The following is a 13,496-nucleotide window of genomic DNA, read 5'->3' as shown; positions in this document are numbered from 1 at the left end:
TCTAGGGAAGGTGTTGGGGGACATGAATCTGGAAGAGCTGGATGAGCGGGTCCACGAGGAAGACGGTGAATCCGCAGCGGGCAAGACGCGCTCGGTGGGACGCAACCTTGCGGCCGCCCTGGGTTTCACGTTCGTGGCCCTCGCCGTCGTCGCGGTGCTCGCCGTGGTGGTGATGAACCACCTGGCCTACCTGAACTCCGCCACCGAACAGTCGAAGATCAGCGCCACCGCTTATCTGAACAGCCAGCTGCTGAGCAGTTACGAGATCAAGCAGGCCGCCCGGATCGAGAAGCTGGACCAGCTCTCCGTCGTGGAGGTCACCACGGACTTCGACACAGGCTATGGCGACGCCGGCACCGCCGTCGTCACGGTCGGCTGCGAGAAGTGGTGGGTCCAACGCTGCGAAGTAGTCGACGTTTCTGGCCTGCCCGGCCGCTAAACGCCGGGCTGTGGAGGACAAGACGGCCGTACTGAAGCCGGGCCAGAACCCGCGCCAATCCGCGGATTAACTCCCCGGCCCACCTGTCCGGTAAGCTTGATGAGTCTGTGCTGGCACTGCCACCGGCTTTTTTCTGTGAGAATAACCAAAACACCCGAAAGAGTCTGCAGTGGTTCTGCGGCCGGACAACGCAATAGAACCTCCTGTTACGGAAATACCGTGACCGTCTAGCCCGAAGGAGGTGGGTTCACAATGCGTGCTTATGAACTGATGGTAATCATCGACCCCGAGGTCGAAGAGCGTACCGTTGAGCCTCAGCTCGAAAAGTTCCTCAACGTCATCCGCACCGACGGTGGCACCGTCGACAAGGTCGACATCTGGGGACGCCGCCGTCTTGCCTACGAGATCAAGAAGAAGTCCGAAGGCATCTACGCAGTGGTTAACTTCACCGCTACCCCCGCAACCGCAGCTGAGCTTGACCGTCAGCTTGGTCTGAACGAGACCATCCTGCGCACCAAGATCATCCGCCCGGAGGAGCAGAAGATCTCCGCTGAGTAATTTCAGCTTTGATCTTCGGAGCCCCACCGGCTCCACTCTTCAGAACGCAGAACCGCGGGCATTAACAATCCGCGGATCAGGACATCAGGAGGCAGTATGGCAGGCGAAACCGTAATCACCGTCGTTGGTAACCTCACCAACGATCCGGAACTCCGGTTCACTCCGTCAGGCTCGGCAGTAGCAAACTTCACCGTTGCTTCCACGCCGCGGACCTTTGACCGCCAGTCCAACGAATGGAAGGACGGGGAAACCCTGTTCCTCCGCGCGTCGGTATGGCGTGAGGCTGCAGAGAACGTCGCCGAGACCCTGACCAAGGGCACCCGCGTGCTCGTTCAGGGGCGACTGAAGTCGCGTTCCTATGAGACTAAAGAAGGCGAAAAGCGCACCGTGATGGAGCTTGAGGTCGACGAAATCGGCCCCTCGCTGCGTTATGCATCCGCAAAGGTCACCCGCACCCAGCGCTCCGGCGGTGGCCAGGGCGGCTTCGGCGGCGGCAACAGCGGTGGCTTCGGCGGAAACCAGAACCAGGGCTGGGGAGCACCGCAATCCGCTCCGCAGTCCGCACCTCAGGATGACCCCTGGGGCGCGCCGGCAGGCGGCGGCAACGCCGGCAGCTGGGGCAACGGTCCTGACTCCAACGAACCGCCCTTCTAAACAAAACACCCCATCCCGCAGAAACGTTCTGCGGGCTCCACTAGATAAAGGAGCTCCACGATGGCTAAGGCTGAACTCCGTAAGCCCAAACCAAAGTCCAACCCCTTGAAGGCCGCTGACGTCACCGTCATCGACTACAAGGACGTAGCATTGCTGCGCAAGTTCATCTCCGACCGCGGAAAGATCCGCGCCCGCCGCGTTACTGGTGTAACCGTGCAGGAGCAGCGCAAGATCGCACTGGCAATCAAGAACGCCCGCGAAGTTGCTCTGCTGCCTTACTCCGGCGCTGGCCGCGGCTAAGCGAAGCGAAGAGGAGAGTACAAACATGGCAAAGCTCATTTTGACCCACGAAGTAACCGGTCTCGGTACCGCAGGTGACGTCGTCGAGGTAAAGAACGGTTACGCCCGTAACTACCTTCTGCCCCGCGGCTTCGCTCTGGCCTGGTCCAAGGGCGGCGAGAAGCAGGTTGAGTCCATCAAGGCTGCCCGCGCGGCCCGCGAGCACGCTTCTCTGGAAGATGCTCAGGCTCAGGCCCAGTCCCTGTCCGCCAAGCCGGTCAAGCTGACCGTCAAGGCCGGCGAGTCCGGACGCCTGTTCGGTACCGTCAAGCCCGCCGACGTTGCAGCAGCTGTTGAGGCTGCAGGTCTGGGCGCCATCGACAAGCGCAAGGTTGAACTGCCTGAGCACATCAAGTCGGTTGGCAAGTACCAGGCCAACGTCCGTCTGCACGAGGACGTAGCCGCTGTCATCGACCTCCAGGTCGTTGCAGGCTAATAGCCCGATGATTGGTTGATCCGCATGCGGTGATACCGGACATTTTGCTGAAGGACCTCTGCCCTCGCGGGTGGGGGTCCTTTGCCATGTCCGGGCGCACCGGCCCACGTTCCCGTCGCCTGGCGCTTACCGTACGTTCACACCCAGGCCACCAGTGCGTCAGGCCGTTCGGCCACAGTAGGGCCATGCCCGAGATTTCCCGCCGTTCCCTTGTCCTTGGTGCCTTCGCCGCAGCCGGAACCGTCGCCGCCGCAGGTGCCGCGCCGGCGTCGGCCGTTTCCCGTGCTTCGGCCGGCGGCGTTCCGCTGGTGCGCAAACGGCTGACGCTGCCCAGCGGCATCGCCACCGGCGATGTCACCAGCAGGTCCGCCGTCCTCTGGTCCCGCGCCTCCGGCCCCGGCCGCCTGATCGCCACCCTGCGGACCACCGACGACGACGGCCGCGTCCTGCGCGGCAAGGGTGCCTTCGAGCGGGTGCTGCGCAGCGGCTGGGCCACCGAGGAGTCGGACTTCACGGCGAAGATCGACGCACGCAACCTGCCCTCCGGCAGCCGGTTCCGGTTGTCGCTGCGGTTCGAGGATGAACGCGGTGTGCCTGGCGAGGTTGTCCACGGTTCCTTCTCCACGCCGGACGGCCCGGGCTCGTTCGGCCGCGGGCAGGCCCTCGGCCCCCAGCACCAACGTGGCCAGAGCTTCGTCTGGACCGGTGACACGGCCGGCCAGGGGTGGGGCATCAATGAAGAGATCGGCGGCATGCTCGGGTACCGGGCCATGCACGAGACCCGCCCCGACTTCTTTATCCACTGCGGCGATACCATTTACGCCGACGGCCCCATCTCGGCCGAGGTCACGGAGCCGGACGGCCGGATCTGGAAGAACCTGATCACCGAAGAGGTCTCCAAGGTTGCCGAAACCCTGAACGAATACCGCGGGCGCCACCGCTACAATATGATGGACGCGAACCTGCGCGCCATGTACGCCGAGGTGCCGGTAATCGCGCAGTGGGATGACCACGAGACGCACAACAACTGGTGGCACGGCGAGGTCATCGACGACCCGCGCTACACCGTACGCGACATCGATACGCTTGCCGCCCGCGGCAGGCAGGCCTGGCAGGAGTACATGCCGATCACCGACAGCCGCGCCACGAGGAAGGGCACCACAGGCTTCGAACCGGCGCGGATCTACCGCAAGATCGAGCGAGGACCGCAGCTGGACATTTTCGCCCTGGATATGCGCACCTACAAGGGCGAAAACACCCCCGGACTGGAACAAAAAGCCACCAGCATCCTCGGCGAAGAGCAGCTGCAGTGGCTGATCCACGAGGTGAAAAAGTCCAAGGCCACGTGGAAAGTCATCTCGGCCGACCTGCCGCTGGGCATCATCGTTCCGGACGGCAAGGCACAGGAGAGCATTGCCAACAACAACGACGGCGCCCCGCTCGGCCGCGAACTGGAACTGGCCAGGCTGCTCAAGGCCTTCAAGGACAACCGCATCAAGAACGTCGTCTGGGTAACCGCGGATGTCCACTACTGCGCGGCCCACCACTACGCGCCGGAACGGGCCGCATTCAAGGACTTCGACCCGTTCTGGGAGTTTGTCGCGGGACCCATCAACGCCGGCGGCTTCGGGCCCAACGAGATGGACCTGACCTTCGGCCCGGAGGTCGTGTTTTCGCAGGCCGGCTACACCAACCAGTCACCGCGCACGGGAGAGGCCCAGTTCTTCGGACATGTGGAGCTCGACGGCGACGACGCCTTCACGGTCAGCCTGCGCAACGCCCGGGGTAGCGTCCTGTGGAGCAAGACCCTGCTGCCCGAGCGCTGAGCGGCCCAAAAGGCTGAGCGGTCCGAACACTGACCTGCGCGCAGGGCCGACCATCCGCCGCACCGAGTAGGCTACGGACGTGAGTACCCACGCGTTTTCCCAGGTTGATGTCTTCACCACCGGTCCCGGAACCGGCAATCCGCTGGCCGTGGTCGGCGGCGCGGAGGACCTCTCCACGGAGCAGATGCAGCGCTTCGCGAACTGGACCAACCTCTCCGAGACCACCTTCCTGCTGCCGCCGACGCAGCCCGGGGCCGACTACCGGGTGCGGATCTTCACGCCGAGCGAAGAGCTGCCCTTCGCCGGGCATCCGACCCTGGGCAGCGCCGCCGCCTGGCTGCAGGACGGCGGCAGTCCGCAGAGCGACACCAGCTTGATCCAGGAATGCGAAGCCGGGCTGATCAACCTCAAGAACGACGGCGGTCGGCTGGCCTTCGCTGCCCCGCCACGGGTGCGTACGGGTGAACTGCCGGAGGAAAATGTTGAGCGGATCTGTGCCGCGCTGGGGCTGGAGCGCTCCGCCGTCGTCCGCCATCAGTGGGCGGACAACGGCCCCCACTGGCAGGCGCTCCAGCTCACCGATGCCCGGACAGTGCTCGAGGTGGAGCCGGACTACGCCGCTCTCGCGCCCTTCGGCGTCGGACTTATTGGGGCCTATCCGGAGGGCGGCGAAGTCGGTTTCGAGGTCCGCGGGCTGATGGGCTTCGAGGCTGTTCCCGCCGAAGACCCGGCAACCGGGAGCCTGAATGCCGCCTTGGCGCAGTGGCTGATCGGCGAGGGTGTAGCTCCGGCGAGGTACACCGTCCGCCAGGGGTCGAGGCTGGGCCGGGATGCGCGGCTGTACGTCCGGGCAGAAGACGGTGATGTGTGGGTCGGTGGCGACGTGCAGACCGTCATCCGCGGCACGGTGGAGCTGTAGGCAAGACCCGCGGCGGCCGGGCCGGATTGGCCCTGCTGCGGTCCGGCACCGGACAATAGACGGGTGGCTACTGCGCAAACTTCCCGGAACCGTTCCCGCACCGCGCTCTGGGCGCTCGTCTCGTCGGGGCTCGCCGCGCTCCTGCTGGTCCTGGTCCTGATCTACGCCGCGGCGACCGGCGGGGCCGGACTGATCCTGGCTCCGCTCGTGGCCTTGCCTGTGCTCATGTTCGCGCTGGGCGGCGTGGCCTTGGCGGTTTCCGCATTGGCCCGGCGTACCCATGCCCGCCAGCAGGCCGCAACCGGCCTGATCCTCGGGATTATCTGTGCCGTGCCGCCGGTGTGGCTGTGGGTCTGGCTGCTCGCCGGTTAGCCCCTGCGCCCCGCAAAGCCCTGCGCCGCCGCCAAGTCCTCGCACTGCCTATCAGCCCTTGACTGCGACCTGCGCTCCGGCTAGGACTGGCTCTGCAGCGACTCGTGGACCGCCGTCGTCATGTGTTTGTAGCCGAGGGAGATCAGCTCCCTGAGGACCGCGAGGTCCACGTCTGCCAGCTTGTTGACATAGAGGCAGGCCGCCCCGGTCTTGTGCTTGCCCAGCCTCTCCAGCAGCGGCGCCGACTCGGGCGCATAGGTGAGTCCGTAGAGCGCGAGGTTGCCCTTGCGCGGGGAGAAACCCACGGCGGCAGCATCACCTTCGCGACCGCTGGCGTATTCGTAGTGGTAACTGCCGAAGCCGATGATGGACGGCCCCCACATGACCGGCGGCTGGCCCGTCAGTTGCTCGAAGAGGTCCAGCAGCACCTGTCCGTCTGCCCGCCGGACGGGATGCTCCACGGCGTCCACAAAGGCCTGGGCGGATGCAGCGGTGGGGGCAGTCTTGTTTTCAGCCATGAAGGCAGTCTGGCAGATGGACGGCTTCCGCGAGAAGGGCTCAGGGGCCTTCCGGGGCCCCGGCCGGGGGCTCGTCGTGGATGAGCTCCACAAAACCGGATGCTTCCTGCTGGGACGCGTCCGAGTGTTCCATCAGCAGTTGCACCGCGGCTTCCTTGTCGCCGTCGAGCGCCCTCGCCCTGATCCTAGCAAAGACCTCGTCATTGAGCCGGGTGCTCGCGATCTCCCTGATCTCATCGCCCTTGGAGACGATGGCCCGGTAACGGTAGCCCGTGGCCGGAGTGACGCTTGCGCGGGCAGCCGAGGCGTCGGCGGTGGTGCTTGATTCCGGAGTGGCGAGCGGTTCAGGAGTGGTATCCGGTTCCGAAGCGGTGCTCCTCTCCGTAGCGCCGTCGGAGTCCGGCTGGGCAGTGTCGGGACTATCCTGCGGCTGGGGCGCTCGCGGGGGAGTGTACGGCTGGGGATGCGCGGACATATTTGCGACGGCGGCAGCCGCTTCGCGCAGGCCGGCTCCGGTTGCAGCCCGGTAGTCCTTGATCGCCCGCAGCGCATCGCCCCTTGCGATAGCGGAGTAGACAGCCGTGTGCTGTTGCTGGTTCAGCCGGCTGCTGGCCACTTCGGAATGCTCCTTGGAAGTAGCGGGCGCCGCAGCCCGGGCAGGCCGGCGGCCGGTTTCGCCGCCGTCGTCGGTGGGTGTGGATCTGCGTTTGGCCGTTTTCAACAGGAGCAGGCCGAGCGCAACGACGACAACCAGAATCAGCAAGGGGATCAGGAAAAGCTCCATGTGATCAATCCTACGGGCACAACCAGATGGGCAGCAGCCCTCCACCCGAGACTGCCCTCAACTAAAAGTGGCACCTGAGGAGCGACATTTTCCGTTTTCGAGCCGAAGAGGTAACGGCGCACGTCAGTGGCACAGGGTGGGCACATCGTTGGGGTTCACGCGTGGAAAACGCTGTGGATAACGGCGTGGATAAGCAGCGTGTAGGGCTATGTGAGGCATCTGTCAACACGAGAGGTGTGGATGAATGTTCCACAGAAATTTCTTTAATCCACAAGGAGGAATAAAAGTTTCCGCAGGTCAGAGCCTTGTTACTGGCAAGTTAACTTTGTTATCCACAGTTATGCACACAGGCTGTGCACAAGACACGCCGCCTAATTCACAATTAATCCACAGGGCCGGTGGATAACTCGCTTGGTTCTGTGTGGATAGAGGGCTAACGTTGCGGAGTATCCCTCAACAGACCGCGATCCGGTCTCTAGTTTTTCGTGCCCTCAACCGGGAGCAGCGGAAAGCGTCGGAGGCGGCTGATATACCCGTTCCAACGGGCGAGGCGGGATGCGATTGCCCGGTTTGTCGTTTTAGTAGAGAAAGCAGGCAGCGGTGACTTTAGTACATGCCGACTCCGCCCAGGCTGGCCGGGAACCGGACTTCGCACGTACCCCGCCTCAGGATCTGGTCGCCGAACAGTCGGTACTCGGCGGCATGATGCTGTCCAAGGACGCCATCGCCGACTGCGTCGAGGTGCTGCGCGGCGTCGACTTCTACCGACCCTCGCATGAAGCGATCTATGAGGCCATCATCGACCTCTACGGCCGCGGCGAACCTGCCGACGCCGTCACCGTCTCCGACCTGCTGACCAAGCGCGGCGAAATCTCGCGCATCGGCGGACCCGCATACCTGCACACCCTCATCCAGTCCGTCCCCACTGCTGCCAACGCCGGATTCTACGCGGAGATCGTGCGTGAACGTGCTGTGCTCCGCCGGCTGGTGGACGCCGGAACCAAGATCGTCCAGCTCGGATACTCGCAGGACGGCGAAGTCGACGACATCGTCAACCAGGCGCAGGCGGAGATCTACACGGTGGCCGAGCGCCGCACGGCTGAAGACTATGTGGCGCTGAAGGACATTATTGAAGGTACGGTCGACGAGATCGAGTCTGCCGGCCACCGCGGCGAAGGCATGACGGGTGTTCCCACCGGCTTCTACGAACTCGACGAACTGACCCAGGGCTTGCACGGCGGACAGATGATCGTCATTGCGGCCAGGCCGGCTGTGGGTAAAGCGCTGGCGCTCGACACTCCGCTTCCCACTCCAACGGGCTGGACCACCATGGGTGAGATCGAGGCGGGGGATCAGGTTCTCGCGGCCGACGGGACGCCGACTGAAGTGGTCGCAGTGACCGACGTGATGATGGACCGTCCTTGCTACGAAGTGACCTTCGACGACGGTAGTGTCCTCATTGCTGACGCGGAGCACCAGTGGCTGACAGAAACGCGCGCATCAAGAAAATCTGCTCAGGCAGCTGAAGCCGGATATAACGGGTACAAGAATCAGCGAACCTTCGCCGCTGTGCGAACTACTGCGGAGATCGAGCAGTCCGTGCGCTGTAATACCAAGGATGCCCGGCTGAACCACTCAATCGTGACGGCGAAGGCCCTGCAGTTGCCGGATGCCGAACTCCCCATAGGTCCGTACACCTTCGGCACTTGGCTCGGCGACGGCCACTCGAAGGCAGCACGTATCACGACTGCCGACGACGAAGTATTGATGCGCATCACCGCGGAAGGCTACGAGACTTCTCAGGTCGACGGCATTACTTTCGCCATCAAACTGCCCACGGAGAAATTCACCTTCGACGGCGTCTGCGCGGTTTGCGGTAAGAACTTTGTCAGCAGAGTGCGGCACGTGCGAACCTGTTCGCAGTCCTGTGGCGGTAAGGTCCGATTCATTTCTGATCCCGTGCCCATGTCTACTTGTATCGATTGCGGAACGGAGTGTTCTGGTGGCCTACGGTGCCAGCCATGCCGGCTGGACCATGGTTCCCTACAGGCAATTTTGCGTTCAGCGGGCGTCTTGGGAAACAAGCACATCCCGTCGACGTATCTGCGTGCTAGCGAGGCGCAACGGAGGGCGCTTCTCGCCGGTTTGTTGGATAGCGACGGTACCGTCACCGGCTCGGGTTGCGTCCAGTTCGCTGTAACTTCCAAAACGCTTGCTCATGACACACGCGAGCTTATCCACAGTCTGGGATACCGCACTGGGTGGAGCGAGAAGCGCGTTCATGGAAGGTCCGAGGCCTCCTCGATTTCCTACACCATCACGTTCGCTACGTCAGACGTTGTTTTCGGATTGCACCGGAAGCAGATACTGCACAAAGAGCGCGATGCTCGTCCGACGCCGAAGCGGACCCAGCGATTCATCACCTCAGTCAAGTCTGTTCCTTCCGTTCCCGTCCGGTGCATTCAGGTCGCCCACGAATCGCACCTGTACTTGGCCGGACATACGTTTGTTCCTACTCACAACTCGACCTTCGCGCTCGACTTTGCCCGATCCGCGGCCATTAAGAACAACATGACGACGGTCTTCTTCTCCCTGGAAATGGGCCGGAACGAGATCGCCATGCGTCTGCTCTCCGCCGAGGCAACCATCGGTCTGCAGGACCTGCGCAAGGGAACCATCAAGGACGAGCAGTGGGGCAAGATCGCCACCACCATGGGACGGATGAACGATGCTCCGCTGTTCATCGACGACAGCCCCAACATGTCGCTGATGGAAATCCGCGCCAAGTGTCGCCGTCTTAAGCAGCGTCATGACCTCAAGCTGGTGGTCCTGGACTACCTGCAGCTGATGTCGTCCGGTAAGCGCGTGGAATCGCGTCAGCAGGAAGTTTCCGAGTTCTCGCGTGCGCTCAAGCTGCTGGCAAAGGAGCTCGAGGTTCCCGTGATTGCGCTGTCGCAGCTGAACCGTGGTTCCGAACAGCGTACGGATAAGAAGCCGATGGTTTCCGACCTTCGTGAATCGGGCTCGATCGAGCAGGATGCGGATATGGTCATCCTCCTGCACCGCGAGGATATCTATGACAAAGAGTCACCGCGCGCGGGTGAAGCAGACGTGATTGTGGCCAAGCACCGTAACGGCCCGACGAAGACCATCGTGGTCGGCTTCCAAGGCCACTATTCACGCTTCTCGAACATGGCGGTCGAGCACGGCTAAGCACCAAGCGCCTTCATACGCGGCCAGCAATTGCCGATGGGTGAGTTGCAGCCGGCCGTGGCTAGACTTGAAGACAAGCGGAGAACCCGCAGACAAGTAGCTGGAGGAGATATGTTCAGGCCCGGGGCGCCCATCGAGGAAATCGAACAGGACGTCGAAGAGATTATTACCGAGCTGGTCCACCAGTTGGGCAGGCTGGCCGAACGGGACCCTGTCCCGGCAGGCGCAGAAGAACGGGCCTACATCCGGGCTTTCGCCGACGCCCGGTCGAACGCTGACCGGAACCAAGCGGCATTGCTCGCCACCGCCGTAGCCAGGCCGAATCTCGCCGAGGCGCTGATCTACCTGAACCGCAGGCTGGACAGCCGCGACCTCGACCCGCGGGACCCCGCGGGCATCATCGGCATCATCGTCCGCCTCGCCATGGACGGGCTGTGGGTCAGCGACATCCTGGACGAAACCCGCTTCACCGCCGCAGAGCGCCGCAAGCTGACGGGCATCCTGGAAGGCATGACCTACCTGACGGACAACCGGTTGGAAACCCTTCTTGCCGAAACGGCACCGGAGCGGAAGGCGCAGGGCGCCTAGTGGCCAGCCGGCTGCTGCTCGTCGCGGACACCCATGTTCCCAAACGCGCGCGGCAGCTGCCCGCCCAGGTCTGGGACGCCGTCGAGCAGGCGGACGTGGTCTTCCACGCCGGCGATTGGGTCGTCCCGGAGCTGCTGGACGAATTTGAACAGCGGAGCAAGCGGCTGGTGGCAGTCTATGGAAACAACGACGGCGAAGAGCTGCGGGCGCGGCTGCCGGAGGTCGCCAGAGTAACGATCGAGGGCGTCCGCTTCGCCATGATCCACGAGACCGGAGCCGCCACTGGACGCGAAAAGCGGGCCGAGGCGAAGTTTCCCGCGACGGACGTGCTGGTTTTCGGGCACAGCCACATCCCGTGGGACACAACATCGCACGGCGGCCTGCGGCTGCTCAATCCAGGCTCGCCCACGGACCGGCGTCGACAGCCGGTCTGCACCTACATGACCGCCGTGGTGGAATCCGGCCAGGTGCTCGACGTCGAGCTGGTCACCGTCCGCAATCGATTACCGGGACCCGCATGATGGCCACTACAGTGACCGGCAGGTGTGACACTCCCGACATCAACGACGAAGGCAGGGTTTTCATGACGAAGATAGGTTTTATCGGCTTGGGCATCATGGGCGGCCCGATGGCGGCGAACCTGGTCAAGGCAGGGTTCGATGTGGCCGCGTACAACCGTTCGCAGGCCAAGGTGGAGCGCCTCGTCGAAGCCGGCGGTACGGGTGCCGCCACCGTGGCTGAGGCCGTCCGGGACCGCGATGTCATCATTACCTGCCTGCCTGATTCGCCCGATGTCGAGGCGATGGCCCTGGGTGACGACAAAGTTTTTGCCCACGCCCGCGAGGGTGCCCTTTTCATCGACATGAGTACCATCCAGCCGGCCACGGCACGCAAGATCGCCGAGGCAGGCCGAGCACGGGGCTTCGGCGTGCTGGACGCGCCGATCAGCGGCGGCGAACGCGGCGCCATCGAGGCCACGCTGTCCATCATGGTGGGCGGGGAAGCAGCCGACGTGGAAACAGCCCGGCCCGTCTTCGAGGCCATGGGCAAGACCATCGTCCATGTCGGTCCGGCCGGGGCAGGGCAGACGGTCAAGGCCGCCAACCAGTTGATCTGTGCGGTCAACATCCAGGCCGTGGCGGAGGCCATCGTTTTCCTCGAGGCCAACTCGGTGGATCCGACCACCGCCATCAACGCGCTCTCCGGCGGTCTTGCCGGCAGCGCGGTGCTGGAGCGGCGCGCCCCCAGCATGGTGGAACGGAATTTCCAGCCCGGCTTCCGCGCGGAGTTGCACCATAAGGACCTGCGCATTCTCACCGCGGCTGCGCGGGATGCGGGAGTCACCATTCCCCTGGGCACCGCCGCGGCTCAGCTCATGGCGGCGCTGGTGGCGCAGGGCGACGGAAAACTGGACAACACCGCGCTGCTGAAGTTGGTCGAAGAACTCTCCGGCCGGTAGCAGCGGAAAGGACGACCGCTGTCAGGGCCGAGCCCGGACGGCGGTCGTTAGGCGGACCAGTTGCTACGCGAACCAGGTGTCGGGCGGGCCGAGGAACAGCAGGAAACTGAAGACGACGGCCACGGCGATGAGTGCGACGACGATGGCCGTGATGGGCTTGCGCAGCACCCACGCCTGAAGCTTCTCAAGCATGCCGCGCGGTTCCTCACCGCCGGCAGCCAGACGCCAGCCGCCGTTGAGCAGGCCCCTCTTGTCCAGCGACTTTTCCACGGGGATGGTGGCATAGGGGATGACGGCGGAAACCAGCGCGAGGAGCCCGGTCTTGGCCGGCCACTTCTGGTTGACCCACATGAAGCACGTGACGGCCGCGTAGCAGAGGAACACGAACCCGTGGATGCCGCCGCCGATGCGGACGCCCACCTCGGTGGTTTCTGTGACGTACTTGAGGAACAGGCCGATCAGCAGCAGCGTCCACGTCACCGCCTCGGCGAAGGCGACAGAGCGGAACAGGGCGCGCGGAGACATAAGGGTCCTCTACTGGGGAAAAGGGATCCCTTCCAAAATACCGGGCGGAGGCATGTCAGCGCACCTTGGCCCAGGACCGCGGCACCGTCGCCGAGGACCGACGCACCCTCGCCTAGGGAACGAGCCTGGGTAAGGCTACCGGGTTTCCAAGGCCAGGGCGGTGCCGAATCCGACCATGACCGTCCCTGTGATGCGGTCCGTTGTCTTCGCCACCTGCGGTGTCCGCAGCCATTTCCGGGCAACATGGGTACCGAAAATGATCCCGGTGAACCATAGCAGGCCCAGCAGGTTGTGAATCGCGGCCAAGGCTATGCCCATCAGGAGCGGAGCGGCGTCGTCCGGAATGAACTGCGGGATCATCGCGATGTAGAAAACCCCGACCTTGGGGTTGAGCAGATTCGTACCGGTGCCCTTGGCCCAGGATGCCAGCAGGGAACCGCCCCGGGGCGCGGGGAAGGTGCCGGTGTCCGGAGCGGGCATAGTTGGCCGCCGCAACGAATTCCACAGCAGCGAGGCGCCGAGCCAGATCATGTACGCGGCGCCGACCAGTTTGAGTGCCATGAACGCTGTCTCGGAGGCGGCCAGCAGGGCGGACGCTCCGACCGCCGCCGCGATTCCCCAGATCATGGCGCCTGAGTTGATGCCCAGCGCCGTGGCGTAGGCATGCCGGCGGTTCTGGCTGATCGCGGAACGCAGGACCATGGCAGTATCCATGCCGGGGATGATCGTCAACAAGGCTGCGACCATGGCGAAAGACAGGAGTGCTTGGGTGGTAGTCACGAATGCATGATAGCCGAGGGCCGTCGAGGCCCCGGCCCCGAGGCTAGCCGGAAGCCGGGCACCGGGGGCGGGCGGCCGCCGTCGTT

At 64.0% G+C, this 13,496-nt stretch carries 16 protein-coding genes; 12 read left to right on the top strand and 4 right to left on the bottom strand.

Annotated elements, in window-relative coordinates; all coding sequences use genetic code 11:
- Positions 1-22 precede the first annotated feature (22 nt).
- The 8 genes from AC5RWO_RS05135 (at position 23) to AC5RWO_RS05100 (ending at position 5,543) form a co-directional block, all read left to right on the top strand.
- Positions 23-439, top strand: a complete 417-nt coding sequence (locus tag AC5RWO_RS05135; RefSeq protein ID WP_498729870.1) for a hypothetical protein — start codon at positions 23-25, stop codon at positions 437-439.
- Between the two features lie 252 nt (positions 440-691).
- Positions 692-997 carry a 30S ribosomal protein S6 gene (gene rpsF, locus AC5RWO_RS05130; RefSeq protein WP_498729869.1) on the top strand — a complete coding sequence of 102 codons (306 nt, stop codon included), beginning with the start codon at positions 692-694 and terminating at the stop codon, positions 995-997.
- Between the two features lie 96 nt (positions 998-1,093).
- Entirely contained in the window at positions 1,094-1,651 is a 558-nt protein-coding gene (locus tag AC5RWO_RS05125) for a single-stranded DNA-binding protein (RefSeq protein WP_498729868.1), read from the top strand.
- A 60-nt stretch (positions 1,652-1,711) separates the two neighbouring features.
- On the top strand, positions 1,712-1,951 hold the full coding sequence (gene rpsR, locus AC5RWO_RS05120; RefSeq protein ID WP_026543915.1) for a 30S ribosomal protein S18: 240 nt from the start codon (positions 1,712-1,714) through the stop codon (positions 1,949-1,951).
- Between the two features lie 25 nt (positions 1,952-1,976).
- Complete coding sequence (rplI, locus tag AC5RWO_RS05115; RefSeq protein ID WP_074700463.1) at positions 1,977-2,426, top strand: 50S ribosomal protein L9; 450 nt, start codon at positions 1,977-1,979, stop codon at positions 2,424-2,426.
- A 185-nt stretch (positions 2,427-2,611) separates the two neighbouring features.
- Positions 2,612-4,252, top strand: a complete 1,641-nt coding sequence (locus AC5RWO_RS05110; RefSeq protein ID WP_498729867.1) for an alkaline phosphatase D family protein — start codon at positions 2,612-2,614, stop codon at positions 4,250-4,252.
- 79 nt (positions 4,253-4,331) lie between these two features.
- Positions 4,332-5,171 (top strand): PhzF family phenazine biosynthesis protein, encoded by an 840-nt coding sequence (locus tag AC5RWO_RS05105; RefSeq protein WP_498729865.1) that lies wholly within the window; start codon positions 4,332-4,334, stop codon positions 5,169-5,171.
- 63 nt (positions 5,172-5,234) lie between these two features.
- Positions 5,235-5,543 (top strand): hypothetical protein, encoded by a 309-nt coding sequence (locus AC5RWO_RS05100; protein WP_498729862.1) that lies wholly within the window; start codon positions 5,235-5,237, stop codon positions 5,541-5,543.
- An 80-nt stretch (positions 5,544-5,623) separates the two neighbouring features.
- Here the strand turns inward: AC5RWO_RS05100 and AC5RWO_RS05095 are convergent, their stop codons facing one another.
- Together AC5RWO_RS05095 and AC5RWO_RS05090 are read right to left on the bottom strand one after the other, a co-directional pair.
- Positions 5,624-6,061: a DUF1801 domain-containing protein gene (locus tag AC5RWO_RS05095; RefSeq protein ID WP_498729861.1), complete on the bottom strand. Its 438-nt coding sequence runs from the start codon at positions 6,059-6,061 to the stop codon at positions 5,624-5,626.
- A gap of 40 nt (positions 6,062-6,101) precedes the next feature.
- Positions 6,102-6,845 (bottom strand): hypothetical protein, encoded by a 744-nt coding sequence (locus AC5RWO_RS05090; protein WP_498729860.1) that lies wholly within the window; start codon positions 6,843-6,845, stop codon positions 6,102-6,104.
- A gap of 702 nt (positions 6,846-7,547) precedes the next feature.
- On the opposite strand from AC5RWO_RS05090, the gene dnaB reads away from it, so the two are divergent.
- From dnaB to AC5RWO_RS05070, 4 genes are all read left to right on the top strand, one after another.
- Positions 7,548-10,058: a replicative DNA helicase gene (gene dnaB, locus AC5RWO_RS05085; RefSeq protein WP_498730101.1), complete on the top strand. Its 2,511-nt coding sequence runs from the start codon at positions 7,548-7,550 to the stop codon at positions 10,056-10,058.
- Positions 10,059-10,169: 111 nt separating this feature from the next.
- Positions 10,170-10,646: a TetR family transcriptional regulator gene (locus AC5RWO_RS05080; protein WP_074700472.1), complete on the top strand. Its 477-nt coding sequence runs from the start codon at positions 10,170-10,172 to the stop codon at positions 10,644-10,646.
- Entirely contained in the window at positions 10,646-11,167 is a 522-nt protein-coding gene (locus AC5RWO_RS05075) for a metallophosphoesterase family protein (protein ID WP_498729859.1), read from the top strand. Before AC5RWO_RS05080 ends, AC5RWO_RS05075 begins: the two co-directional genes overlap by 1 nt.
- A gap of 62 nt (positions 11,168-11,229) precedes the next feature.
- The gene (locus tag AC5RWO_RS05070) at positions 11,230-12,105 is read left to right on the top strand and encodes a 2-hydroxy-3-oxopropionate reductase (protein ID WP_498729858.1); all 876 of its coding nucleotides are present in this window, start codon (positions 11,230-11,232) and stop codon (positions 12,103-12,105) included.
- Positions 12,106-12,168: 63 nt separating this feature from the next.
- On the opposite strand, the gene AC5RWO_RS05065 is transcribed toward AC5RWO_RS05070, so the two are convergent.
- Positions 12,169-12,630 (bottom strand): DUF3817 domain-containing protein, encoded by a 462-nt coding sequence (locus tag AC5RWO_RS05065; protein WP_498729857.1) that lies wholly within the window; start codon positions 12,628-12,630, stop codon positions 12,169-12,171.
- 135 nt (positions 12,631-12,765) lie between these two features.
- Positions 12,766-13,410, bottom strand: coding sequence for a LysE family translocator (locus AC5RWO_RS05060; protein WP_498729855.1), 645 nt, complete (start codon positions 13,408-13,410; stop codon positions 12,766-12,768).
- Positions 13,411-13,496 lie beyond the last annotated feature (86 nt).

Source organism: Arthrobacter sp. B055-34, from assembly GCF_059090425.1.
Note: the sequence above shows the minus strand (reverse complement) of the source record. Positions and strands in the feature narration are given on the sequence as shown.

Coding starts and splice junctions, on each gene's coding strand:
- AC5RWO_RS05135 (WP_498729870.1), top strand. CDS start 23: ATGAATCTGGAAGAGCTGGATGAGCGGGTCCACGAGGAAGACGGTGAA.
- rpsF (WP_498729869.1), top strand. CDS start 692: ATGCGTGCTTATGAACTGATGGTAATCATCGACCCCGAGGTCGAAGAG.
- AC5RWO_RS05125 (WP_498729868.1), top strand. CDS start 1,094: ATGGCAGGCGAAACCGTAATCACCGTCGTTGGTAACCTCACCAACGAT.
- rpsR (WP_026543915.1), top strand. CDS start 1,712: ATGGCTAAGGCTGAACTCCGTAAGCCCAAACCAAAGTCCAACCCCTTG.
- rplI (WP_074700463.1), top strand. CDS start 1,977: ATGGCAAAGCTCATTTTGACCCACGAAGTAACCGGTCTCGGTACCGCA.
- AC5RWO_RS05110 (WP_498729867.1), top strand. CDS start 2,612: ATGCCCGAGATTTCCCGCCGTTCCCTTGTCCTTGGTGCCTTCGCCGCA.
- AC5RWO_RS05095 (WP_498729861.1), bottom strand. CDS start 6,061: ATGGCTGAAAACAAGACTGCCCCCACCGCTGCATCCGCCCAGGCCTTT.
- AC5RWO_RS05090 (WP_498729860.1), bottom strand. CDS start 6,845: ATGGAGCTTTTCCTGATCCCCTTGCTGATTCTGGTTGTCGTCGTTGCG.
- dnaB (WP_498730101.1), top strand. CDS start 7,548: ATGATGCTGTCCAAGGACGCCATCGCCGACTGCGTCGAGGTGCTGCGC.
- AC5RWO_RS05080 (WP_074700472.1), top strand. CDS start 10,170: ATGTTCAGGCCCGGGGCGCCCATCGAGGAAATCGAACAGGACGTCGAA.
- AC5RWO_RS05070 (WP_498729858.1), top strand. CDS start 11,230: ATGACGAAGATAGGTTTTATCGGCTTGGGCATCATGGGCGGCCCGATG.
- AC5RWO_RS05065 (WP_498729857.1), bottom strand. CDS start 12,630: ATGTCTCCGCGCGCCCTGTTCCGCTCTGTCGCCTTCGCCGAGGCGGTG.